This is a genomic window from Streptomyces sp. CA-249302 (genome assembly GCF_050936785.1).
In the GTDB taxonomy this organism is placed as follows: Bacteria; Actinomycetota; Actinomycetes; order Streptomycetales; family Streptomycetaceae; genus Streptomyces.
Genome location: NZ_JBNJMG010000001.1, coordinates 442,505 through 465,499, shown reverse-complemented (window position 1 = coordinate 465,499; position 22,995 = coordinate 442,505). Strand labels below are relative to the sequence as shown.

At 71.5% G+C, this 22,995-nt stretch carries 24 protein-coding genes and 1 pseudogene; 12 read left to right on the top strand and 13 right to left on the bottom strand.

Annotated features, from left to right (window positions below):
- Nucleotides 1–137 precede the first annotated feature (137 nt).
- Nucleotides 138–1,160 carry an alcohol dehydrogenase gene (locus ACQEWB_RS02070; protein ID WP_432826369.1) on the top strand — a complete coding sequence of 341 codons (1,023 nt, stop codon included), beginning with the start codon at nt 138–140 and terminating at the stop codon, nt 1,158–1,160.
- A gap of 9 nt (nt 1,161–1,169) precedes the next feature.
- On the opposite strand, the gene ACQEWB_RS02065 is transcribed toward ACQEWB_RS02070, so the two are convergent.
- Together ACQEWB_RS02065 and ACQEWB_RS02060 are read right to left on the bottom strand one after the other, a co-directional pair.
- On the bottom strand, nt 1,170–1,628 hold the full coding sequence (locus ACQEWB_RS02065; RefSeq protein ID WP_432826367.1) for a pyridoxamine 5'-phosphate oxidase family protein: 459 nt from the start codon (nt 1,626–1,628) through the stop codon (nt 1,170–1,172).
- A 211-nt stretch (nt 1,629–1,839) separates the two neighbouring features.
- Complete coding sequence (locus ACQEWB_RS02060) at nt 1,840–2,955, bottom strand: sodium-dependent transporter (protein WP_432826365.1); 1,116 nt, start codon at nt 2,953–2,955, stop codon at nt 1,840–1,842.
- A 263-nt stretch (nt 2,956–3,218) separates the two neighbouring features.
- Between ACQEWB_RS02060 and ACQEWB_RS02055 the strand changes: the two genes are divergently transcribed.
- Both ACQEWB_RS02055 and ACQEWB_RS02050 read left to right on the top strand, forming a co-directional pair.
- Entirely contained in the window at nt 3,219–3,614 is a 396-nt protein-coding gene (locus ACQEWB_RS02055; protein ID WP_432826363.1) for a VOC family protein, read from the top strand.
- A gap of 43 nt (nt 3,615–3,657) precedes the next feature.
- Complete coding sequence (locus ACQEWB_RS02050) at nt 3,658–4,728, top strand: adenosine deaminase (RefSeq protein ID WP_432826361.1); 1,071 nt, start codon at nt 3,658–3,660, stop codon at nt 4,726–4,728.
- On the opposite strand, the gene ACQEWB_RS02045 is transcribed toward ACQEWB_RS02050, so the two are convergent.
- Both ACQEWB_RS02045 and ACQEWB_RS02040 read right to left on the bottom strand, forming a co-directional pair.
- Nucleotides 4,710–5,225, bottom strand: coding sequence for a mycothiol transferase (locus ACQEWB_RS02045; RefSeq protein ID WP_432826359.1), 516 nt, complete (start codon nt 5,223–5,225; stop codon nt 4,710–4,712). The genes ACQEWB_RS02050 and ACQEWB_RS02045 overlap by 19 nt on opposite strands.
- Nucleotides 5,226–5,242: 17 nt before the next feature.
- Entirely contained in the window at nt 5,243–6,136 is an 894-nt protein-coding gene (locus tag ACQEWB_RS02040) for a LysR substrate-binding domain-containing protein (RefSeq protein WP_432826357.1), read from the bottom strand.
- A gap of 136 nt (nt 6,137–6,272) precedes the next feature.
- Between ACQEWB_RS02040 and mgrA the strand changes: the two genes are divergently transcribed.
- Nucleotides 6,273–7,265, top strand: a complete 993-nt coding sequence (gene mgrA / locus ACQEWB_RS02035) for an L-glyceraldehyde 3-phosphate reductase (protein WP_432826355.1) — start codon at nt 6,273–6,275, stop codon at nt 7,263–7,265.
- Here mgrA and ACQEWB_RS02030 read toward each other — a convergent pair.
- Nucleotides 7,255–8,241 (bottom strand): oxidoreductase, encoded by a 987-nt coding sequence (locus tag ACQEWB_RS02030; protein ID WP_432826353.1) that lies wholly within the window; start codon nt 8,239–8,241, stop codon nt 7,255–7,257. The genes mgrA and ACQEWB_RS02030 overlap by 11 nt on opposite strands.
- Before the next feature lie 101 nt (nt 8,242–8,342).
- Between ACQEWB_RS02030 and ACQEWB_RS02025 the strand changes: the two genes are divergently transcribed.
- Nucleotides 8,343–9,260: an AraC family transcriptional regulator gene (locus tag ACQEWB_RS02025; RefSeq protein WP_432826351.1), complete on the top strand. Its 918-nt coding sequence runs from the start codon at nt 8,343–8,345 to the stop codon at nt 9,258–9,260.
- Here ACQEWB_RS02025 and ACQEWB_RS02020 read toward each other — a convergent pair.
- Nucleotides 9,205–9,537 carry a DUF1905 domain-containing protein gene (locus tag ACQEWB_RS02020; RefSeq protein WP_432826349.1) on the bottom strand — a complete coding sequence of 111 codons (333 nt, stop codon included), beginning with the start codon at nt 9,535–9,537 and terminating at the stop codon, nt 9,205–9,207. The two genes, ACQEWB_RS02025 and ACQEWB_RS02020, sit on opposite strands and share 56 nt — an antisense overlap.
- 71 nt (nt 9,538–9,608) lie before the next feature.
- A complete protein-coding gene (locus ACQEWB_RS02015; protein WP_432826347.1) occupies nt 9,609–10,010 on the bottom strand; it encodes a nuclear transport factor 2 family protein in 402 nt (133 codons plus the stop codon).
- Between the two features lie 326 nt (nt 10,011–10,336).
- On the opposite strand from ACQEWB_RS02015, the gene ACQEWB_RS02010 reads away from it, so the two are divergent.
- From ACQEWB_RS02010 to ACQEWB_RS01995, 4 genes and pseudogenes are all read left to right on the top strand, one after another.
- Nucleotides 10,337–10,747: a hypothetical protein gene (locus ACQEWB_RS02010; RefSeq protein WP_432843605.1), complete on the top strand. Its 411-nt coding sequence runs from the start codon at nt 10,337–10,339 to the stop codon at nt 10,745–10,747.
- 61 nt (nt 10,748–10,808) lie between these two features.
- Nucleotides 10,809–13,147 (top strand): annotated as a pseudogene (locus tag ACQEWB_RS02005) (FHA domain-containing protein).
- Between the two features lie 8 nt (nt 13,148–13,155).
- On the top strand, nt 13,156–13,701 hold the full coding sequence (locus ACQEWB_RS02000; RefSeq protein ID WP_432826345.1) for a hypothetical protein: 546 nt from the start codon (nt 13,156–13,158) through the stop codon (nt 13,699–13,701).
- On the top strand, nt 13,691–14,689 hold the full coding sequence (locus tag ACQEWB_RS01995) for a serine/threonine-protein kinase (RefSeq protein ID WP_432826343.1): 999 nt from the start codon (nt 13,691–13,693) through the stop codon (nt 14,687–14,689). The genes ACQEWB_RS02000 and ACQEWB_RS01995 overlap by 11 nt, the downstream gene beginning before the upstream one ends.
- Nucleotides 14,690–14,872: 183 nt before the next feature.
- Here the strand turns inward: ACQEWB_RS01995 and ACQEWB_RS01990 are convergent, their stop codons facing one another.
- On the bottom strand, nt 14,873–16,141 hold the full coding sequence (locus tag ACQEWB_RS01990; protein ID WP_432826341.1) for a streptophobe family protein: 1,269 nt from the start codon (nt 16,139–16,141) through the stop codon (nt 14,873–14,875).
- A gap of 162 nt (nt 16,142–16,303) precedes the next feature.
- Between ACQEWB_RS01990 and ACQEWB_RS01985 the strand changes: the two genes are divergently transcribed.
- Together ACQEWB_RS01985 and ACQEWB_RS01980 are read left to right on the top strand one after the other, a co-directional pair.
- Entirely contained in the window at nt 16,304–17,536 is a 1,233-nt protein-coding gene (locus ACQEWB_RS01985; RefSeq protein ID WP_432826339.1) for a DUF6777 domain-containing protein, read from the top strand.
- Between the two features lie 106 nt (nt 17,537–17,642).
- Nucleotides 17,643–18,098, top strand: coding sequence for an ATP-binding protein (locus ACQEWB_RS01980; RefSeq protein ID WP_432826337.1), 456 nt, complete (start codon nt 17,643–17,645; stop codon nt 18,096–18,098).
- Nucleotides 18,099–18,153: 55 nt separating this feature from the next.
- Here ACQEWB_RS01980 and ACQEWB_RS01975 read toward each other — a convergent pair whose 3' ends face one another.
- Both ACQEWB_RS01975 and ACQEWB_RS01970 read right to left on the bottom strand, forming a co-directional pair.
- Nucleotides 18,154–19,041 carry an RNA polymerase sigma factor SigF gene (locus ACQEWB_RS01975; protein WP_432826335.1) on the bottom strand — a complete coding sequence of 296 codons (888 nt, stop codon included), beginning with the start codon at nt 19,039–19,041 and terminating at the stop codon, nt 18,154–18,156.
- 95 nt (nt 19,042–19,136) lie between these two features.
- On the bottom strand, nt 19,137–19,916 hold the full coding sequence (locus tag ACQEWB_RS01970) for a class I SAM-dependent methyltransferase (RefSeq protein ID WP_432843603.1): 780 nt from the start codon (nt 19,914–19,916) through the stop codon (nt 19,137–19,139).
- 87 nt (nt 19,917–20,003) lie between these two features.
- On the opposite strand from ACQEWB_RS01970, the gene ACQEWB_RS01965 reads away from it, so the two are divergent.
- Complete coding sequence (locus tag ACQEWB_RS01965) at nt 20,004–20,411, top strand: helix-turn-helix domain-containing protein (RefSeq protein ID WP_432826333.1); 408 nt, start codon at nt 20,004–20,006, stop codon at nt 20,409–20,411.
- Nucleotides 20,412–20,432: 21 nt separating this feature from the next.
- Here the strand turns inward: ACQEWB_RS01965 and ACQEWB_RS01960 are convergent, their stop codons facing one another.
- From ACQEWB_RS01960 to ACQEWB_RS01950, 3 genes are all read right to left on the bottom strand, one after another.
- A complete protein-coding gene (locus ACQEWB_RS01960; protein WP_432826331.1) occupies nt 20,433–21,035 on the bottom strand; it encodes a ClpP family protease in 603 nt (200 codons plus the stop codon).
- A 1-nt stretch (nt 21,036) separates the two neighbouring features.
- Nucleotides 21,037–21,675, bottom strand: coding sequence for a ClpP family protease (locus ACQEWB_RS01955; protein WP_432826329.1), 639 nt, complete (start codon nt 21,673–21,675; stop codon nt 21,037–21,039).
- 108 nt (nt 21,676–21,783) lie between these two features.
- Nucleotides 21,784–22,992 carry an epoxide hydrolase family protein gene (locus ACQEWB_RS01950; protein ID WP_432826327.1) on the bottom strand — a complete coding sequence of 403 codons (1,209 nt, stop codon included), beginning with the start codon at nt 22,990–22,992 and terminating at the stop codon, nt 21,784–21,786.
- Nucleotides 22,993–22,995 lie beyond the last annotated feature (3 nt).

Below are 22,995 nucleotides of genomic sequence, written 5' to 3'. Positions count from 1 at the left end.
CACCGGCCGTCCCTCGGATGTCCGAGCCGCCCACGGCCGACGGGGCGCTCCTTCCGTCCCGACCGCTCGGCGCGCGCGGCAGGTCCGGAGCTGGTGTGCTGGTCCAGGAACCTCTCGCACCTTCCCAGGAGCAGCGGATGAGTACCTATCGAGTCGCCCAGGTGACCGACGCCGGTGGGCCCTTGCGGATCGTCGAGCGCGAGGTGCCGCGGCCGGGCCCCGGCCATGTGCGGATTGCCGTCGAGGCGTGCGGGATCTGCCACAGCGACGCCGCCTTCGTGAACGCCGCGCTGCCGGGCATCCGGTTCCCGGTGGTCGCCGGGCACGAGATCGCCGGGCGGATCGAGGAACTCGGTGACGGAGCGGGGCAGCAGGGCTGGCAGCCGGGCGACCGGGTGACCGTAGGCTGGTTCGGCGGCAGCTGCGGTCACTGCACACCTTGCCGACAGGGCGACTTCGTCGTCTGCGACAACCTCAAGGTGCCGGGCTGGGCCTACGACGGCGGCTTCGCCGAGAAGACGATCGTGCCCGTCGACGCGCTGGCCCGGATCCCGGAGGCCTTCTCGGCCGGCGACGCCGGACCCATGGCCTGCGCGGGCGTCACCGTGTTCAACGGGCTGCGCCGCAGCTCCGCCCGCCCGGGCGACCTCGTCGGCGTACTCGGCATCGGCGGCCTCGGCCACCTGGGCGTGCAGTTCGCGGTGGCCATGGGCTACGAGACCGTGGCCATCGCCCGGGGCGCCGACAAGGCGGACTTCGCCAAGCAGCTCGGCGCCCATCACTACGTCGACAGCTCCACGGACACCCCGGTCGCGGAAGCCCTCCGATCCCTCGGCGGCGCCAAGGTCGTCCTGGCCACCGCCAGCAACTCCGCCGCGATCACGGCCACCGTGGACGGGCTCTCCCACCGCGGCGAACTGGTCGCCATCGGAGCCGACCCCCAGCCTCTGGGGATCAGCCCCAACCAGCTGCTCATGCGCGGCCGGATCATCCGCGGCCACCCCTCCGGCACCGCACAGGACGTGCAGGACACCCTGGAGTTCGCCGCCCTGCACGGCATCCGCCCGATGACCGAGTCCGTGCCGCTCGACCAGGCCGACGCGGCCTACCAGAAGATGCTCGCCGGCGCCGCCCGCTTCCGCATGGTTCTCACCCCCTGACCCGCCCCCTCAGACCACCCAGGCACCGTCCCGCATGAGATGGCGCCCCGACAACTCGTGCACCCCGCGCCACGCCTGAACGGCGCGGGGCCGCACCCGGAAGAACGCGTACGAGGCGCTGTCCGCACGGGGATCCCAGCCCGTCTTCGCCACGAACGCGTCGACGGCCGCCACCGGTACCTCCTCGCGGGCGAACACCGCCACCTCGCCGTCGACGAGCACGACGTCCTGCGTGTCCCCGAGGGCGAGCCGCGTGCGCCCGCCGTCACGCAGATTGCGCCCCGTGGGGTTACCGGTCCGGGTGCACACCCAGACGGACTCCCCGTCCCACACGAACCACAGAGCGACCAGACAGGGCAGCCCGTCCGCATCGGCGGTCGCCACCCAGACGTCCATCTCCCGCTCCAGCCGGGCCAGTACGTCCCGCTTCCGCTCCTCGGCACCACGAGCTTCCTCGACGATCTTCATACCCGCGACGCTACCGGCCGGGGCCCCACCGCACCTCGGGCCGCAGCCCTCCTCCCCGAGGCCTAGGGCCGGCCCTTCGGATCAGACCAGCGGATCAGAGACCAGCCCGCGCCCCGGGGCCGGCCTGAGCCCGAGCTGAGATCCCCCCGAACCCAGCCCGAGTGGAGACTCCCGGGACCCAACCCGGAGCTGAGATGCACCCGGACCCGGGTCACTCCCGCAGTCTCCGCGGGAAGCGACTCCGCCCATTGCCGAATCCCCGCACCACCCGCCCCGCCGCCACCTTCTGCAGCAGCCCGTACGCGAGCACCGGCAACAGAATGTGCGGCCGGTCCGGCAGCGTCGTCGTGATGAGCACCGCGCTCGCGCTGCTGTTGTTCATCCCGCAGGCCAGCGTCACGGACGCGCCCGCCCTCGCGTCCAGCCGCAGAGCACGGACGGCGACCCGGCCCAGGCCGAAGGACAGCCCGCACACCGTCGCGGCGACGGCCAGCGCCCCCACCAGCAGCACGGGACGCGGATGCCGGAGGAAGGGGCCCAGGACACCGCTCGCGTTGACGTACGTCAGCAGCAGGGAGGCCGGGAGCGCGGCGGCCACGGCGGCGTCGACGAGCCCGCCCGACATGCGCCGAGGCAGCAGCAAACGGCACAGCAGACCCGCGCCGCAGGGCAGCACGACCGAGGTGAGGGCGAAGGCGTTCCCGGCGACCTGCGCGGCATCCGCAAGCCGCCCCGCGTAGTCGCCGCGCAGCAGCGGACACAGGAGGGTCAGAGTCAGGGGCACGGTGAGCGGGCTGACCAGCGTCGAGGCCAGCACCAGGCCCACGGCCGTCGGCTGGTCGCCGTCGCCCTTCGCCGTCCACACCGTCGCCCCGGCCGCCACCGGCATCGCGACGACGAGGATCATCGCGGCGACCATGCCGCTGCCGCCGTCCTGGTCGGGGGAGTGCCGCAGCAGCAGGGCCACCCCGGGCAGGATCAGCAGCGGCGCCAAGACATGCAGCACGAGCCCGGCGACCAGCGCCACCGGCCGCCGTAGCAACAGCCGCAGCTCATGCAGGGGGACCTGGAGCCCGGCACTGAACAGGACCAGCCCGAGGAGCAACTGCGGTGTGCTGAAGGACAGTTCAGCGAGTCCGGTCGGATGCGGCCGGCGCAGCCACAGTCCGGGAGCCGGCAGCAGTGCGGCGGCCGCGTAGGCCAGGGAGATCGCCGCGCCGAGGCGGCGCCTGAGCAGGGCGTACAGGCGCGATCGGCCTCCCGGTGAGGTGTGCGGGCGCGATCGGGGCCGGTCGTCGGTGATGTTCGTCTCGGGGCGGGGACACATGGCGGCGCTCTTCCGTCGTGGGGCATGGGCGGGGACGGAGCGCCGGTATCGCGGAAAGGGGCGTGTGGACGTCAGGCTCGGCGGTCATTTCCGGGGCCCCTTTCGTGGTGTGCGTGCGGGCACGGCCGTATGCGACGACCGTGCGACTACAGAGATGTAGTCGGTCTACCGAACTGTAGACGACGGCGCCGACAGAGCGGACTGGCGTCCCCGAGGTTTTACGTATAACCTCACCCGTCAACCGCTCCCTCCGAAAGGTCACGATGAGACGCGTCGCCCTGGTCACCCTCGTCGTCGACGACGACTACGACGAGGCGGTCCGCTTCTACACCGAGGCCCTTGGATTCCGGCTCGTCGAGGACACCCCGCGCCCGGACGGCTCCCGCTGGGTCGTCGTCGAGCCGAGTGCGGAAGGGCAGGGCACCGCTCTGCTGCTGGCCCGCGCCAAGGGCGACGTGCAGCGCGGCCGGGTCGGCGACCAGACCGGCGGGCGGGTCGGGTTCTTCCTGCATACCGACGACTTCGCGCGCGACCACGCCCGTATGCTCGCCGCCGGCGTGACCTTCCTGGAGCAACCGCGCCACGAGTCGTACGGCTCGGTCGCCGTCTTCCAGGACCTGTACGGAAACCGCTGGGACCTGCTCCAGCCCGCCGACTGACGACTTCGCCCCTTCCCCACCGTCCTGCCGAGGAAAGACCGCCATGACTGCTACGCGCGTAGACGCCGACATCATCCGCCGCCTGCCCAAGGCCGTCCTGCACGACCACCTCGACGGCGGCCTGCGCCCCGCCACCGTGGTGGAGCTCGCGGCGGCGGTCGGACACACCCTGCCCACCACCGACCCGGACGAGCTGGCCGCCTGGTATTTCGAGGCCGCCAACTCCGGCGATCTCGTGCGCTACATAGCCACCTTCGAGCACACCCTCGCCGTGATGCAGAGCCGCGAGGGCCTGCTGCGGGTCGCCGAGGAGTACGTCCTCGACCTCGCCGCCGACGGTGTCGTCTACGCCGAGGTGCGCTACGCCCCCGAGCTGAACGTCAACGGCGGGCTGACCCTGAACGAGGTCGTGGAGGCCGTCCAGGAGGGGCTCGCGGCGGGCATGGCCAAGGCGGCCGCCGCCGGTACGCCGGTCCGCGTGGGCACCCTGCTGTGCGGCATGCGCATGTTCGACCATGTCCGAGAGGCCGCCGACCTGGCCGTCGCCTACCGCGACGCGGGCGTCGTCGGCTTCGACATCGCCGGCGCCGAGGACGGCTTCCCGCCCGCCGACCACCTCGACGCCTTCGAGCACCTGCGCCGCGAGAGCGTCCCGTTCACCATCCACGCCGGCGAGGCGCACGGCCTGCCCAGCATCCACCAGGCGCTTCAGGTGTGCGGCGCGCAGCGCATCGGTCACGGCGTGCGGATCACCGAGGACATCGTCGACGGCAAGCTCGGCCGGCTCGCCGGCTGGGTGCGCGACCGCCGGATCGCCCTGGAGATGTGCCCGACGTCCAATCTCCAGACGGGCGCCGCCACTTCGATCGCCGAGCATCCCATCACGGCGCTGAAGGACCTCGGTTTCCGGGTCACCCTCAACACCGACAACCGTCTGGTGTCCGGCACGACGATGACCCGGGAGATGTCCCTGCTGGTCGAGCAGGCCGGCTGGACGGTCGAGGACCTGCGCACGGTCACGGTGAACGCCCTGAAGAGCGCGTTCATCCCGTTCGACGAGCGCAGGGCCCTCATCGAGGACGTCGTCCTGCCGGGTTACGCGTCCGCGCTCTGAAGCAGCCCGCGCACATAGGCGGCCTGTCCGACGTGTTCCAGATCGTCGGACAGGACGCTCACCAGCCGTACGCCCAGGCTGACCGGCGGATCCCAGCGCTCGTCGACGATGCGTTCGAGATCCCCGGCGGTCAGCCCGCGCAGGGCCCGCAGCGACTGCTCGTGCACGGCGTCGTAGTAGCCGGTCAGCAGGTCGGCCGAGTCCACCCGTACCTTGGCGACCTCGGCCGAGCCGTGGCCGTAGCCGGTGTCGTGGCGGGGCAGGTCGAGGTTGAAGCGCTTCTGCCAGTCCTGGGTGAGCCACACCTGGTCGAGGCCGAAGGCGTCGGCGACATGGTCGTCCTGGACGCGGGTGAGATGCCAGATCAGCCAGGCGATGGAGTTGGCGTCGTCGGTGAGGCGGGTGTGGAGGGCGTCCGGGCCGAGCCCCTGGACGGCGGCGTGGACTTCTTCCTGGATGCGGGTGAACCCGTCGATGAGGATGTCCTTGGCATGCATCCCTCCACCATCGCGCATCAGAGTCCTTCGTGCGTCCCCTGTTCCAGAAGCGCCATCAGCGCCCGGGCCGCCGGACTGGTCGCCTGCTGCGGCGGCAGTAGGGCCACCGTCTCGTAGACCGTCTCGCCGGTGCCCTTCACGGGCAGCGCGGTGAGCGCCTCGCGCTTGTGCCGGAAGTGCCGGGGCACCACGGCTATCCCGAGGTTCTCGTCGACCAGGTCCAGGAGACTGTGCACGTCGTTGACCTCCAGCGCGACGGTCCGCCGTACGCCCGCCGCCGCGAAGGCGGTGTCGGTGGTGCGGCGCGGGCCCCAGTCCGGGTGGAAGTCGACGAACACCTCGCTGCCCAGCTCGTCCGGCGTGACGGCCGCGCCGGCGGCCGCCAGCGGGTGGGTGGGATGGCACAGCACGGTCATCGGCTCGGCGGTCAGCGACACCGAGCGCAGCTGGTCGGTGTCCGCCTGCGTCCGATAGGCGAAGGCGAGGTCCAGCCGTCCGGCCGCGACCTCCTCGGCCAGCGCGCCCGAACCCGCCTGGCGCAGCCGGATCTCCACGTCCGGGTGCCGGTGCCGGAACGCGGCCAGCAGCCGCGCCACATGCACCCCCGCGATGCACTGCTCGGTGCCCAGCGAGAGCGTGCCGCGCAGCACCCCCTGCACGGCCGCGACCGCCTCGTGCGCCGCCCGCACCTGCGCCAGGATCCGCTCCGCCTCGCACAGCAGGGCGCGCCCCGCCTCCGTCAGCGTCACGCGACGGGTGGTCCGTACGAACAAGGGCGTCTGCAACTCCCGCTCCAATGCCCGGATCGAGGCCGACAGGCCGGACTGGGACACCAGGAGCCGTTCGGCGGCCCGGGTGAAATGCTGGTCCTCGGCGACCGCGACGAAGTGCTGGAGATGGCGGAGTTCCATGATTGAGCAGCCTAGTCGCTGAGTTCCATCGCATTCTCCTGTTGGACCACTGCCCGCAGGTCGCGAAAGAGTGGGTGCTGGTTTCCCAGGAGATCCGGGAACCGGAAAACCGTGTGCCAACCCCTCTGGAGTCGCGTTGTACACCGCACACCCCGACCGTTACGCGGACCTGCCCTACCGGCGCACCGGCCGCAGCGGCCTGAAGCTCCCCGCGATCTCGCTCGGCCTGTGGCACAACTTCGGTCCCGACCGCCCGGTCGAGACCCAGCGGGCCATCCTGCGTCGCGCCTTCGACCTCGGCGTCACCCACTTCGACCTGGCCAACAACTACGGCCCGCCGCCCGGCGCCGCCGAGTCCGCGCTCGGCGGGTTCCTGAAGACGGACTTCGCGCCGTACCGCGACGAGCTGGTGATCTCCACCAAGGCCGGCTATCTGATGTGGCCCGGCCCGTACGGCGAGTGGGGTTCGCGCAAATACCTGCTGTCCTCGCTGGACCAGAGCCTGACCCGGATGGGCCTGGACTACGTGGACATCTTCTACTCGCACCGCCCCGACCCGGAGACTCCCCTGGAGGAGACGATGGGCGCCCTGCACTCCGCGGTCCAGCAGGGCAAGGCGCTGTACGTCGGCGTCTCCAACTACTCGGCGGAGCAGACCCGCGAGGCCGCCCGCATCCTCGGCGAGCTCGGCACCCCGCTGCTCATCCACCAGCCCCGCTACTCGATGCTCGACCGGCGCCCCGAGGACGGCGGCCTCCTGGACGCCCTCGACGAGCTCCAGGTCGGCTCCATCGCCTTCTCCCCGCTGGAGCAGGGCCTGCTCTCCTCCCGTTACCTCGACGGCATCCCCGAGGGCTCGCGGGCGGCGAGCGACAGCCCCTTCCTCAACTCGGACGCGGTCACCGAGGACCTGGTGGCACAGCTGCGGGCCCTCGACGAGATCGCCAAGGGCCGCGGTCAGACGCTGGCCCAGCTGGCCCTCGCCTGGGTGCTGCGCGGCGGCCGCGTCACCTCCGCACTGGTCGGCGCGAGCAGCGCCCAGCAGATCGAGGACAGCGTCGCGGCCACCCGCAACCTGGACTTCGACGCCGACGAGCTCGCCCGCATCGACGCGATCGTCAAGCCGTAGTCAGCCGCTCGCTGACCTCCCAGAGGCGGGCCGCCGCCTCTGGGTCCACGGCGTTCGGCAGTACGCCGGGCGTCTCCTCGCCCTCGTGCCAGGCGGCCTCGGTCTCGGGTGTCACCAGCGGGCTGATGTCGCAGTTCTCGCAGTAGACCCCGCCGAGGCCGGCCAGCTGCGGGTCGGTCGCGCACCAGACGCTGGTGGCGGCGCCCTGCTGGACCGTCTTCCACTGGCGGTCGGGGTCGATGACCGGGTTGCCGTCCTCGTCGACCGTGCCCGAGGCGCGGACGATCTCCGGGTCGATGTGCTTGATCAGCCCGGTGTCGATGATGATTCCGGGGTGCACGGAGAAGGCCCGCACCCCTTCGGCCCGCCCGCGCCGGTCCAACTCGACGGCGAACAGCGCGTTGGCCGTCTTCGACTGGCCGTAGGCCGCGAACGGCTCGTATGGCCGGTGCTCGAAGTGCAGGTCGTCGAAGTCGACACCGCCGAAACGGATGCCCCGCGACGCCACGGCCACGACACGCGCGCCGTCGGCCGCCACCAGCGCGGGCCACAGGCGCCTCACCAGTTGGAAGTGGCCCAGGTGGTTGGTGGCGAACTGCGCCTCGTAGCCGCGCGCGTCCCTGGTGAGCGGGGTCGCCATGATCCCGGCGCTGTTGACCAGGATGTGCAGCGGGCGCCCCGAGGCCAGGAACTTCTCCGCGAAGGCGTCGATCGACGCCGGGTCCAGCAGGTCCAGGTACTCGACCTCGGCGTCCGGTACGTCCTTGAGCGCGGCCCGTGCCCGCTCCAGGTCGCGCGCCGGTACGACGACCTCGGCGCCGGCGGAGCGCAGCACCCGGGCCGTCTCCAGGCCGATACCGGAGTAGCCGCCGGTGACGATCGCGACCTTCCCGGTCAGGTCGACGCCCTTGATCACCTCCTCGGCGGTGGACGCGGCGCCGAAGCCGGAGGGGAGGGGCTGCTGTGGGGTGGACATGGTGCGTAACTCCTCTGTGTGAGCTGTCCGTGCCACCGTAGATCTGCGTTTCCGTACGATGAATGCTTGAGAATCCGCATTACTTGCGTGATAGTTCGAGCATGTCCGCAGACCCGCTCTCCGATGCCCTTGCCGTCGCCGGCGCCCGCAGCGTGTTCTCCGGCGGGTTCACGGCCGGCGGCGGGTGGGCCATCCGGCTGGAGGGGCGCGACAAGCTGAAGGTCAACGCGGTGGTGCGCGGCCGCTGCCTGATGGTCCCGCCGGGCGGCGGGGAGCCCCTGACGCTGGTCGAGGGAGACATCGTCGTTTCCGACGGCAGGCGGCCGTACGTGCTGTGCAGCGCGCCCGGCATCGAGCCGGTGAGCTCCGACCAGGTGGAGATGGACCCCGGCACCCGCATGGGACGTCTCGATGCGGGTGAGGAGGTCGCCTGTGTCTCCGGGCACATCGACCTCAGCCGGGACAGCGGCGATCTGCTGCGCCGGGCCCTGCCCGAGCTGATCCAGGTGCGGGCCGACGCGGCCGAGGCGCCCGTTCTGCGCTGGCTCGTCGGGCAGCTGATGGGTGAGATGAAGACCCGCCGGGCCGGCGTCGAGTTCGCCTCGGACCAGCTCGCCCAGCTGATGTTCGTCCAGGTGCTGCGGGTCTGCCTCACCGAGGCCGAGGGCCTGCCGCCCGGCTGGCTGCGCGCACTCGCCGACGAGCGGCTCGCCCCGGCGCTGCGCCTGATGCACGGCGACCCGGCACACCCCTGGCAGCTGGAGGAGCTGGCCCGCGCGGCCGCCATGTCCCGGACCACCTTCGCCGTACGGTTCAAGGAGGCGGCCGGGGTGCCGCCGCTGACGTACCTGCTGAACTGGCGCATGAGCCTGGCCGCACGTGCCCTGCGCCAGGACACGGCCCCGGTCGCCGCCCTCGCCCGTTCCGTCGGCTACACCTCCGAGAGCGCCTTCAGCAACGCCTTCAAACGGGCGGTCGGCGTCGCGCCCCGGCGCTACCGCGAGGCGGCTCGGAGCTGAGCCGCTCCTCCAGGCGCACGGTCACGGTGTCGCCCTCGCCCTTGCCGATGACCTTGCGGATGTCCGCCTTCACGGGCAGCTTGTGCGTGCCGTCCCCCAGCGCCATGAAGGAACTCCGGAACGGGTGCCCGTCGATCGTGCCGCGGACCTTCACGAGTCCGCGCGTACCGAAGAACTCCACGGACTTCGGCCAGACGAGATAGGTCCAGCCGCCCTCGTTCGGGCTCTTGCGCAGGACCGCGGTGAACTCCTCGTCCAGTCGGATGCTCGTAGGCATGTCGTCTCCTCCGCTCGCGGTGGGCGTGTACTCAAGAGACCACCGCGAGCGCGGAAACTCATCGTCGGCGCTCAGGCCCCGGCCGGCACGCGGTCCAGGAAGCCGAGTACGGAGCGGATCCGGCCGTCGGCGTCCAGCGTGATCACGTCGAAGCCGGCCACCGGGGCCGAGCCTCCCCCAGAGGGGGTGCCCCCAGTTTCGTTCACGAGCTCCCAGGAGAAGCGCGCCGTGTCGTGGTGGCCGTCCACGGTACCGGCCGACCGGAAGGCGTAGCCCGGGAACTGCTCGTGGGCCCCGGCGATCACCGCCGCGATCTCGTCGTGCCCGGCGACGTCGGCGAGCGGGTCGGTGTAGGAGCCGTCCGCGGTCCAGGCGGCGGCCACCGTCTTGGCCAGCTCCTCGGGCCCGACGGCGTTCCAGGCCTCGAAGTAGCGGGCGACGGCGATCTCGTAACGGTCGGTGTTCGCGGACATGGGCGATCAGCCTCCATCGAGGGGGTATTTGCTGGTCAGGGCCGGGATTCGCGCTCCGGCGACCCGGTACGACAACCATGCCCGCGGCGCCCCGTGCGGTCGATTACCCCTCGGGTAATGGCGGCAGGGGCCACTTTTCGGCCAACAGCCCCTGTGAATATGCCAGGAGACTGGCCGGAAAGACGTGGTGACAGTGTTTCAGTAGTGAACATACTCATCAGTCATAGGGACTTCACGGCGAGCAAAGACGCCGTCACGCACAGCACATGAGCCGCAGGGAAAGCGAGGCCGCCGACCGGCGAACGAGCCACGGGGGAGTGTGGAACGTGCACGACGAGTTCTTATGCCACGTCACCGCGTACGGCGTCTGCGGCGGCGAGCGCATCGGGGTGCCCCTCGGTACCTACCGGGCCCCCACCCTCGCCCTCGCCCTGTGGTGGCTGCGCGACCGTGCGATCTGGATCGCCGACCGGCTCGACCCGCAGCCGGAGGCCGAGCACTTTCCGCCGAGCTCGCTCGTCCCGGTCGCCGACACCGTCCCGGACGTACCGGCGGTGCTGCGCAGATGGTGCGGTGATGACAGCCAACAGGAGCTGGTGGCCGACGAGTTGGCGGCCGGCCGACTGGTGCGCCTGGCCATCAGCGACGAGACCACGGAGTACGAGCTGATGGCCGAGTCCATCGACGCCCTGCGCATGCAGCGGGTCGTCCCGGCGCTCTTCCTGCCCGTCGGCTGACCGGAGGCGGCGCCCACCGCGCACCAGGCGCGCATGTGGACGAATCGGTAGAATTTCCCGCATGGCAGAGCGGCCGGTCATGCCGACTGCGCCCGAACTCGTCCTGGAGACGGATTCGGGCTCCACGGTGATGACCCCGAGCCACGACTACCACGTGGGCCGCGACCCGCTCAGCGACATCGTCATCGACGACGCCCGGGTCTCCTGGCACCACGCGGTGCTGCGGCCCGAGGCCGACCACTGGACCATCGAGGACGAGAACAGCACCAACGGCACCTTCGCCGACGGCCGCCGTATCCACGAGTGGGGCGTCGGCCCCGGCTCCGTCATCCGCTTCGGCAACCCGTCCGACGGCCCGTGTGCCGTGCTGGCCAGCCTCCCGGTACCGGTCCGCGAGCGCCCCTCGAGGGTCTCGATGCCGGGCCTGACCGGCACCTTCCGGCAACCCACCACCGTCCGGCCGCTGCCGACGCGCACCGTCCGCATCGGCCGTGCCGCCGACAACGACCTCGTCATCGACGACCTCGTCGTCTCCCGGCACCACGCCGAACTGCGCGCCCTACCCGACGGCACCTACGAGATCGCCGACCTCGGCAGCCACAACGGCACCTTCCTCAACGGCGCACCCGTCACCGCCGCCCCCTCGGCCCCGGTGACGTCGTCGGCATCGGCCACTCCGCGTTCTGCCTGGTTGGCGACCAGTTGCAGGAGTACGTCGACACCGGCGAGGTCTCCCTCGACGTGCAGGACCTCGCGGTCGCCGTCGACCGCGGCCGCAAGACGCTGCTCGACCAGGTGTCGTTCCCAGTGGGGGAGAAGTGCCTGCTCGCGGTGGTCGGCCCGAGCGGCGCCGGCAAGTCGACCCTCCTGGGCGCACTGACCGGGCAGCGGCCCGCCGACCACGGCACCGTCCTCTACGACGGCCGCGACCTCTACCGCGACTACGCCGAGCTGCGCCAGCGCATCGGTCTGGTCCCGCAGGACGACATCCTGCACGCCCAGCTCACCGTCCGCAGCGCCCTGTCCTACGCCGCCGAGCTGCGTTTCCCGCAGGACACGGCGAAGGCCGAGCGGCGCGCCCGCGTCGACGAGGTCATCCGCGAACTCGGTCTGGAACAGCGCGCCGACCAGCCCGTGCACAGCCTCTCCGGCGGCCAGCGCAAGCGCGTCAGCGTCGCCCTGGAGTTGCTGACCAAGCCCTCGCTGCTCTTCCTGGACGAGCCGACCTCCGGTCTGGATCCCGGCATGGACCGCTCGGTGATGCACATGCTGCGCGGCCTCGCAGACGACGGCCGTACCGTCATCGTGGTCACCCACAGCGTGCTGAGCCTCGACGTGTGCGACCGGCTGCTGGTCCTCGCGCCCGGCGGCAAGGTCGCCTACTACGGGCCGCCCGAGGACGCCCTCGCCTACTTCGGCTTCGAGCAGTGGCCGGAGGCGTTCGAGGCCTTCGAACGGGACCAGGACCGTGACTGGAAGGGCGACTTCAGCCTCTCGCCCTTCCACCAGCGCTACGTCACCGAGGCCACCGCCCAGCCCCGCGTGCCCCGCTCCGGCCCGGTCGTGATCACCCCGCCCGCCCGACCGCGCAGCCGGGGCGCCCAGCTCGGCACGCTGATCCGCCGCTATGCGGCCGCCCTCAGCGCGGACCGAACCTTCCTCGTCATCATGATCGCCCTGCCGTTCGTGATGGGTGCCATGGCCCGCGCCCTCGCGGGCAGCAAGCTGACCCAGGAGACGGCGATGAACGCGCTGCTCATCCTGTGCGTCGGCGGCGTCCTCACCGGCGCGGCCAACGCCGTGCGCGAACTCGTCAAGGAACGCAGCATCTACCAGCGCGAGCGAGCCGTGGGCCTGTCCAGATCGGCGTACCTGATGTCGAAGGTCGTCGTCCTCGGGACGATCACCGTGCTCCAGGCGGTGGTGCTGACCCTGGTGGCGCTGCTGGGCGTCGACCTCAACGCACCCGGTGGCGAAGGCGTGTTGATGCCGCCCCTTGTCGAAATCACCGTCGCCGTCGCGCTGTTGGCCTTCACCGCGATGATGCTCGGCCTGCTGGTCTCCGCACTGGTGCGCAAGGAGGAGGTGACGATGCCGCTGCTCGTGCTGCTCGCCATCGTCCAAGTCGTCTTCTGCGGCGCCCTGCTGAAGCTGCACGGGGTGCCCGGCCTGGAGCAGCTCTCCTGGCTGGTGCCCTCGCGCTGGGCGCTCGGTGCGATGGCCGGCACCGTCGGGCTGTCCCGGATCGTGCCGGGCGAGCTGACCTCCGACCCGCTGTTCAAGCACTCGGCAGGGGTGTGGCTGCTCAACATCGCCATGCTGGTCGTGCTCTCCGCGCTCTTCGGCTACGTCGTCTCCCGGCTGCTGCGCCGGCACGAACCCGCCGTGCTGCGGAAGTAGGCGCCGCGATGACCACTCCCGGCTTCCGGCCCACCCACGTCGTCCCCCAGCACGGCATGCCCGCCTGGGAGAGCCCCGACCCGGCCCGGCCCACCGTCCCCCTCGACCCGCTGCTGCCGGTCCAGCTCCTCGAGCGGCGCGGCGACTGGGCGCACGTACTTTGTGCCAACGACTGGTCGGCCTGGGTCGACGGCCGCTTCCTGGTCGCCGTACCGCAGGACCCGCCCGCCACCGGCGGCCCCGAGGCCCGCACCGCCGATCCGCGCCCCCTGCTCGCCCGCGCCGAACAGACCCTGGCCCACTACCGGACGGTGGTCGAGGAACTCGCGGGCGGCGGCCTGGACGGCGAGTCCTTCCGCGTCCGCACGCGCGGACTGCGCATCGGCATCGTCGTCGACGGCGAGAACGTCTGGCTGTACGACACCCAGCACGGCCGCTGGGTGTACGGCGACGGGAAACGCCTGAGCACCTACGCCGCCGACGACGAACCCCGCGCCGCGGCCGCGGACCCCGGCCACGCCCCCACCCAGGTCGTGACGCCCGATGGCCCGTGACGCGAGCCTGTTCTCCGGCCGCCCCTCCGAGCTGATCGGCAGACAGGTCGCCGGGTACCGCATCGAGCGTGAGATCGGCCGCGGCGGCATGGCCGTCGTCTACCGCGCCCTCGACCTGCGCCTCGAACGCACCGTCGCGCTGAAGCTCCTCGCCCCCGAACTCGCCCGCAACGACACCTTCCGGCTCCGCTTCACCCACGAGTCCCGGGCGGCCGCCGCGATCGACCACCCGCACATCGTGCCGGTGTACGAGGCCGGCGAGACCGACGGTGTCCTCTACATCGCCATGCGTTATGTCGAGGGCAGCGACCTGCGTCATCTCCTGGACCGGCGGGGCCCGTTGGCGCCCTCGGCCGCCCTGCGCATCGCCGCCCAGGTGGCCTCGGCGCTGGACGCGGCGCACGAGCACGGGCTGGTCCACCGGGACGTGAAGCCCGGCAACATCCTGGTCGCCCGCGGCACCGACAGCGACCACCCGGAACACGCCTACCTCACCGACTTCGGCCTCACGAAGAAGTCCTTGTCCCTGACCGGTTTCACCAGTGTCGGCCAGTTCGTCGGCACCCTCGACTACGTGGCCCCCGAGCAGATCTCCGGCCGCCCGGTCGACGGCCGCTGCGACGTGTACGGCTTCGCCTGCGTGGTCTACGAGTCCCTCGCCGGCCGCCCGCCCTTCCGCCGCGACGACGACATGGCCCTCCTGTGGGCCCACCAGTACGACGACCCACCCCCGCTGACCGAATTCCGCCCCGACCTCGCCCCCGAGACCGACGCGGTCTTCGCGAAGGCCCTGGCCAAGCCCCCGGACGACCGCCACGACTCGTGCCGGGCCTTCGTCACGGCTCTGCGAGCGGCGACGACGGGCGACATACCTCCGGACCACCCGCCGACCGAGGTGGACATGAAGGTGGTGCCAGGGGAGGTCCGCCCGCAGCCCCCGCCCCGCTGGGCGGAACCGGTGTTCAGACCTCCTGACCCAGCCCGCTGAGCGGCACCGGCCGTGCGACCGCCTTGCGCCGGCGGATACGCCAGCCTCCCCAGCCCCTTGGAACGGACCCGTACCCGGTCGCCGTCCGCCTCCTCGACCACCACGTCGGTCACGTGATGCGCCACCGGGTTTGCCGCCCCCCGGCGCCGGCGCCGCCTCGCGCCACGCCGCGCACCGGCCTTCCTACTCCTTTTCGGCCGCCCCGCGCCGCCGCACCGGCCGTGCCAGCAGCGCGCCCAGGAACCCCGTCACCAATCCCCACAGCACCGCGAGACCCAGCGCCGACCAGATCCTCGGCTTGAGGAACAGGTCGCCGGACAGGTCTCCGCCGAGGTCGCCGATGCCGAGGACCGAGAGGCCGTAGTGCGCGGAGATACGGCACAGGAGGCAGATCATCAGGACCGTCAGGGCCAGGGCGAGCGCCATGTGCAGGGCGTGTTGCCAGGCGCGGACGCGGGCGGGGGAGCGGGCCGCCATCACGAAGGCCGCCGCCAGGAGGAGGACAGCGTCCACCGCGACGAGCCACCACACCCGGCTGTCGTAGTCGGAGAGGGTGCTCAGGTTCAGGGTGGAGACGTCCTTCGTGCGCAGCACCTCGTCCAGGACGTGCGGCATGGGCAGGCCGAACGGGCCCTGTACCCGGCCCGTCCAGGTGGCGCCCAGGCCGAGCGTCAGCGCGAGCCAGACCAGGTTCGGCAGGCCCAGCAGGATCACGGCCAGTGTCTCGACGCGGTGGCCGCGGGCGACCGCGGTGACCAGGCCGATGACGATGCCCAGGGCGACGTAGGCGAGCAGCAGGACGACCATCGCGTACGCGGCCGGTCGTACCGACTCCTGGAAACGCAGCAGCCGCCCCGGCAGCGGCGCCCCGCGGCAGACCAGCAGGGCCAGCAGCAGTACGCCGGCCAGCCAGAGGAGGCCGAAGAACAGGGTCGGCGGTACGTCCGTCCTGAAGCCGATCTTCGGGGACACGCCGAACAGGTCACCGATGTCGCTGACGGTGCCTTTGCCGAGGGAGAGCGTGAAGTTCTGGCGGGCCGCGAGGGCGAGGCCGAGCAGCGCGAGCACCCACAGGACGGCGATCCGGGCTGCCCAGCCGGCCAGCTCCGGGGCTCCGGCGACCGCCCGGTGCCGCAGCGGCCGTAGAAAACCCGCCGCCAGGACCAGGGCCCCGACCAGCGTGACGGAGAGCGGGATCACGGTCAGCCCGGCGTCGGACTTGGCCAGCCCGCCGGCGTTCCCCGACAGCTCGATCGTGCCGCCCACGGCCGTGACCACCGTCGCCGTGACCACCCGCGGGAACGCGCCGTCCGGCAGATCGCCCGCCCCGGCCGCCCACAGCCCCAGGGCGGCGACCACCCCCATGGCGATCAGCGTGGCCAGCACCGCGGCCAGGGCCTGGAGCCAGCCATGGCGGGCCACGGCCTGGTCGGAGGGGGTTCGGGGGCTCACTCTTGCCACGCTAAGCAGCGCAAGCGCCCTCCGCCCGCCGGGAGGTCCGTCCGCGTCGGCTTGCGGGCGGCACCGGACCGGAGCACACAATGGGATGGTTATCAGGCAAAGCGGCTTAACTCGGGGCAAGTCGCTGGAAACCCGCGTCGGGAAGAAGAGCTCGTGAGCGTCGAACCGCCGTCGTCCGGCCGCCCCACAGGACCCCCCTCCGGCCCGCTGTCGGGCCCCTCCCAGCCACCCTCGGGCCCGCCCTCGCAGCCTCCGGGCAGCGGCGGCGGCATGCCCTCGCCGGAACCCCACCGCCCCTGGTGGAAGTCCGCGCCCCGGGTCGCCGTGCTCACCACCGCGGTGGTCGCCGCCGTGGTGCTGGCGGTCGTGTTCACCCGGTCCGACGGCGGCTCGGGCTCCGGCGGCTCCGGCTCGGGCGAGGTCTTCCTGCAGTCCGCGAGCAAGACCGGCCCCGACCCGTTCACCGCGTCCACGGCCAAGGACAGTTCCGCCGCACCCGTCTCCGCCGCCCCGGCGAGCGAATCGGCGCCTGCCAACGCGGTCCGGGGAGTCGACGGCGGGGCGGCCGGCCTCTACGGCGGCACCCGCAACGTCTCCAGCTGTGATGTCGAACAGCAGATCAAGTACCTCCAGGCGGACCCGGCCAAGAACCAGGCCTTCGCCTCCGTCGAGGGCGTCCAGCCGGCCCGGGTCCCGGCCTACCTGCGCTCCCTCACCCCCGTGCAGCTGCGTATGGACACCCGGGTCACCAACCACGGCTACCGCAACGGCGCCGCCACCACCTACCAGGCCGTCCTCCAGTCCGGCACCGCCGTCCTCGTCGACGGCCACGGCGTGCCCCGCGCTCGCTGCGCCTGCGGCAACCCGCTGACCCCGCCCGTCGCCCAGCAGACCGCGCCGAAGCGGACCGGCGACTCCTGGGCGTCGTACCGTCCCTCGAACGTCGTCGTGGTCACGCCCGCACCGCAGATCATCAACATCTTCGTGATCTACGACCCCGACGACGACGCGTGGATCGCCCGCCACCGCGGCGACACGGGCCACCACGACCGGCCCACCAAGCCGCCCGTCGAGCCCTCGCCGTCGGTGAGCGTGACCACTCCCACGCCGTCGACGACACCGCCGTCCACCTCGCCGTCCCCGTGCGCCTCCTCGCCCAGTGCGAGCACCGGAACGCCCACCCCCTCCACGACCCCGTGCCCGCCGACGTCGACCGCCCCGTCCTCGTCCACGCCCAGTTCCCCGTCACCGTCCTCCTCACCGCCGACGACGTCGCCGGAATCCTCCGCTCCGGAGTCACCATTGGCATCCGACACCACGGACACCGCGTCGACGTCCACGACGTACAGTGCTCCGGTGTCGTCCGCCACCTCACCCTCGCTGTGAGCGGAAGCGGACACATCGGGCCGCACTGGGGACTGCGGAGCCCGGCTCGGGGTACGAGCACTGGTGCAGCAGAGTCCGGCCAGTCCGGCTTCCGAGAGAGAAACGCATGAACGAGCACGTGGGCGGGGCAGTGATACCTACTGGTTTCGACGTGCCCGTGGAGCCGTTGCGGCGGGCCGCGCACTACACCGGTGAACCCGGATGCATCGCCGAGGCACGGTCGTTCGCCGCGCATTTCGTGGGCAGGCTCAGAACCGAGTGGTGCGCCACGATCGACGACCGGGCCGAGGACGAGGTCCTGCTGGTGGTGAGCGAGCTGGTCACCAACGCCGACCGGCACAGCAACGGCCCGTACATCCTGGAACTCGAAGGCACCGACGTCGCCGTGACGGTGTGCGTCTACGACAGCAGCGGGGCGCTGCCGCGCCGCTTTCCGCGCGATCCCGAGCGCGTCGGGCGGCACGGCCTGGAGATAGTGCACGCGCTCGCCACGCGGGTCACCGTGGAACGGGTGCCGGTCGGCAAGCGGGTGTCCGCGGTGGTGGGCCTGTACGGCGAGTGACCGCCGCGATCGCTCGCGGCGGTCACCTCTGCGCGTCCGGTCTGCGCGTCCGGGGTCAGGCGCAGCCGAGTTCGCCCAGCATGCCCTTGCGCAGCCGCGTGATGATCCGCTTGATCAGCCGGGACACATGCATCTGCGAGCAGCCGAGCCGTTCGCCGATCTCCGCCTGGGTGGCCTCCTCCACGAACCGCATGTGGAGGATCTGCCGGTCGCGTTCGCCCAGTTCGGCCATCAGCGGAGCCAGCGACTGGAAGTCCTCGACCAGGCGCAGTCCGTCCTCCTCGACACCGATGAAGTCGGCCAGCACCGCCTCGCCGCCCTCGGGTCCGTCGCCGGTCAGGGCGGCGTCCAGGGACGAGGAGTTGTAGCCGTTGGAGGCGATCTGCGCCTCGATCACCTCGTCCTCGGAGATGTTCATGAGCGTCGCGAGCTCGGCGACCGTCGGGTCACGGTCCAGCCGGCTCGCCAGCTCCTCGCGTGCCTTGGCCAGCTCCACGCGCAGCTCCTGGAGCCGGCGCGGTACGTGCACGGCCCAGGTGGTGTCCCGGAAGAACCGCTTGATCTCGCCGACGATGTACGGCAGCGCGAACGAGGTGAACTCGACCTCGCGGGCCAGCTCGAACCGGTCGATCGCCTTGATCAGGCCGATCATCCCGGTCTGGACTATGTCCTCCATGTCGTCACCGCGACCGCGGAACCGGCCGGCGGCGAAGCGCACCAGCGAGATGTTCATCTCGATGAGCGTGTTACGTGCGTACTGGTATTCGTGGGTGCCTTCCTCCAGCTCGGCGAGCCGCTGGAAGAACTGGCGGGACAGCTCCCGCGCGTCGCGCGGCGCGACCGCGCTCGGTTTCTCGATGCCCGGGAGTGATCCGTCACCCGTGCCGGTACCAGGGGTCAAGTGGACGACTTGTGCCTCCGACCGATTCACGGCGGTATCCATTACCTCTCCCACGTAGGTCACGGTCAGACGTGTGTCTGCCTCGGGTCCTCGTGCTGCGGGTACCCAGGCTGCGCCGGGCCATGCATGGAGACTCCTCATCTCACGGTACGGGTGGCCACGATCAGTTCGTGGAGGTAACGCTTGGTGATACGGCCGTCGTGGCGCGACTCGATCAACTGCCGCAGACAGCCCAGCAGTCCCTGCCTCGCCGTTTCGTCCAGCGCGCGGTGCCCCGAGTAGGTGAGCAGGACGTCGATGTACTGGTCGGCGGTGTAGGAGACGTCCTGCGTGTGCCGTGTCGCGACGACGGGGTCGAAGAGCGGGGAGTCTTCCAACTCGGCGGTGCCCACGGGGATTTCGGAGGCGGGCTGAAGGCGCAGGCCGGGCGGGGTGGCCGGATCCCAGCGCTCGTAGCAGCCCTGGGCCAGGGCGAAGAACTCCTCGGTGCCGCCGGCCACGTGCTCGGTGCGGACGAGGGCGAGACGGCCGCCTGGGCGCAGCGCGCGGGCAGTCTTGACCACTCGTACCGCCGGGTCGATCCAGTGGAAGGCGGTGGCGCACACGACCAGGTCGAAGGGCTCGGCGGGGAGTTCCCAGGACTCGAAGGCCGCGTTCCGCACGTCGACCCGGGGGAAGCGGGCCAGTCGCCTTCGGGCCACCGACGCCATCGCGTCGCCCAGTTCCACCGCCGTCACATGGCAGCCGAACTCCGCGAGCGGAACGGTGAGTTGGCCGGTGCCCGGGCCGATCTCCAGGACCCGGCTCTCCGGGCCGAGGCCGGTCACGCGGGCCAGGTCCTCGACCAGTGGTCGCGGGTAGCGCGGCCGGGCCCGGTCGTACAGCTCGGCCACCTCGTTGAACGTCTCCCGCAACACCGTCACCACGCCCTCCGCCTCCGGGATTCCACCCAGGGCAGAATGCCGATCTCTTCCCTTCCGGGCGAGGGAATTTAGGCTGAGGAGGTGAGCAGCCAAGCGCCGAACGAAGCCCGCGTCATTCCTCTGCGCCGCCCGCAGGCCGAACGGCCCGCCGCCGCGCCACCGGCCCCGCCGACGCCCGCGCCGAAGGAGCCCCTGTGGCGCGACCTGGTCGGTGACGTGCTGCGGCGCGAGCGCCTCGCGCAGGAGCGGACGCTCAAGGACGTGGCCGACGCCGCCCGGATCTCCATGCCGTACCTCTCCGAGGTCGAGCGGGGCCGCAAGGAGGCCTCCTCCGAGGTTCTCGCGGCCGCCGCCCACGCCCTGGGACTCGGCCTCGGCGACCTGCTGTCGCGGGCGCAGGGAGAGCTCGTCCGGATCGACAGCCGGCGGGTCAACCGGAGCCGGGGCGCGTCCAATTCGCCGTACAACGGTCTGTGCCTGGTGGCCTGACGGCGTTCCGGAGCCGGTGGCTCAGGCCGTCACGAGACGCCGGCTCACCACCTCGTCGGCCAGCCCGTACGCCACCGCCTCCGCGGCGCTGAACACCTTGTCGCGGTCCATGTCGGCCCGCAGGGTCGCGATGTCGTGCTGGGTGTGCCGGGCGAGCACCTCCTCGACCTGGGAGCGGATCCGGACCATCTCCTTGGCCTGGAGTGTCAGGTCCGAGATCGCACCCCGGCTGCCCCCGCTGGCCGGCTGCCCGAGCAGCACGCGCGCGTGCTCCAGCACGAACCGCCGCCCGGGATCCCCGCCCGCCAGCAGCACCGCCGCGGTGGACGCCGCCTGGCCGACGCAGAACGTCGAGATCGGCGCCTGTACGAAGGTCATCGTGTCGTAGATCGCCATGAGCGAAGTGAACGATCCGCCGGGCGAGTTGATGTAGATCGCGATCTCGTTGTCCGGGGCCGACGACTCCAGATGGAGGAGTTGCGCGATGACGACGTTGGCGACGCCGTCGTCGATCTCGGTGCCGAGGAAGATGATCCGCTCGGAGAGCAGCCGGCTGAACACGTCGGAGGAGCGCTCGCCGTTCGCGGTCCGCTCGACGACGTACGGAATCGTGTAGTTCCCCATGTCACAGCCCCATCCGTCGCTTCGAGGCGGCCGGGCGGACGTCCGCGAGGGAGTCCACCACGTGGTCCACCATGCCGTACTCCCTGGCCTCCTCGGCCGTGAACCAGCGGTCGCGGTCGCCGTCCCGGGCGATGGTCTCCGGTGTCTGGCCCGTGTTCTCGGCGATGAGCCGTTCCATGGTCCGCTTGCTGTGCTCCAGGTTCTCCGCCTGGATCTCGATGTCGGCGGTGGTGCCGCCGATGCCCGCCGACCCCTGGTGCATCATGATCCGCGCGTTCGGCAGGGCGTACCGCTTGCCGGTCGCTCCGCCGCAGAGCAGGAACTGGCCCATGCTGGCCGCGAAGCCCATGGCGAGCGTCGAGACGTCGTTCGGGATCAGCCGCATGGTGTCGTAGATGGCGAGCCCCGCGTACACCGAGCCGCCCGGGCTGTTGATGTACAGGCTGATGTCGGTGCGCGGGTCCTCGGCGGACAGCAGGAGCAGCTGGGCGCAGACCCGGTTGGCGGAGACCTCGTCGACCTGGGTACCGAGGAACACGATGCGCTGGCCGAGGAGTTGGGTGGCGAGGTGGTCGTCGAGCCGGCTGGGCGGGGTGTCGCCCTCCTCGGCCCGCGGCAGGAGTGTGGTGAGTGGAGTCATCGGTTCTCCCGTTGAGTGGTGATGCCGTCGACTCCACTCTTGGCCCGGGCAGGCCCGCCGATGCGGTTTCTCTGCCCGCGGCAGATTCGCCACCGGCAGAGCGGCCCTTCAGTTCTTCTCGCCCAGCTGCCGGAAGAAGGCCCGTACGTCCTCCACCAGCAGGTCCGGCTCCTCCATCGCCGCGAAGTGACCGCCGCGGTCGAACTCGGTCCAGCGGACGAGGTTCTCGGTCCGCTCCGCCTTGTGCCGCAGCGGGATCTGGAGTTCGGCCGGGAACAGGGCGAGCGCCGTGGGCGCGGTCGACGGCTCGGTGGGCCGGGCGACCCGGGGGTCGCCGCTGTCGGCGTGCGCGCGCTCGTAGTAGATGCGGGCGGCCGAACCCGCCGTACCGGTCAGCCAGTACAGCATCACGTTGGTGAGCATCCGGTCCCGGTCCACCGCCTCCTCGGGCAGCAGCGAGGAGTCCGTCCACTCCTGGAACTTCTCGACGATCCAGGCCAGTTGGCCGACGGGAGAGTCCGACAGGGCGTACGCCAGGGTCTGCGGGCGGGTGGAGTGCAGGATCGCGTAGCCGGTGCCCTCGCGCGACCACTCGCTCCACCGGCGCCAGGACAGCACGGTCCGCTCCTGCTCCTCGGTGTCGAGCTCGTCCAGCTCCTCCTGCGTCGGCTCGGTGGCCTGCTGCGCGCCCGGCAGCAGGTTCAGATGGACGCCGATCACCCGGTCGGGGTGGGCGCGGCCCAGTTCACGGGAGATGGCCGAGCCCCAGTCGCCGCCCTGGGCGCCGAAACGCTCGTAGCCCAGTCGCCGCATCAGCTCGGCCCACGCGTCGGCGACCCGGCCGGCCTCCCAGCCGGTGTCGGCGGGCGGCCCGGACAGTCCGAAGCCGGGGATGCTCGGTACTACGACGTGGAAGGCGTCGGCCGGGTCGCCGCCGTGCGCGGCCGGATCGGTGAGCGGGCCGACCACGTCCAGGAACTCGACGATCGAGCCGGGCCAGCCGTGCGTGATGATCAGCGGGGTGGCGTCCGGCTCGGGGGAGCGGACGTGGGCGAAGTGCACGTTCGAGCCGTCGATCGTGGTGGTGAACTGCGGCCACTCGTTGAGCCGCGCCTCGGCGGCCCGCCAGTCGTAGGAGTGGCGCCAGTGCCGGACGAGCTCGCGCAGATAGTCCGCCGGTACGCCGTACGCCCACCCTGTGCCGGGCAGCTCGTCCGGCCAGCGGGTGCGGTCGAGGCGGTCGCGCAGGTCGTCGAGGTCCTGCTGCGGGATGTCGATGCGGAAGGGGCGGATGCGGTCAGCGGCGGGTGACGTCATGAT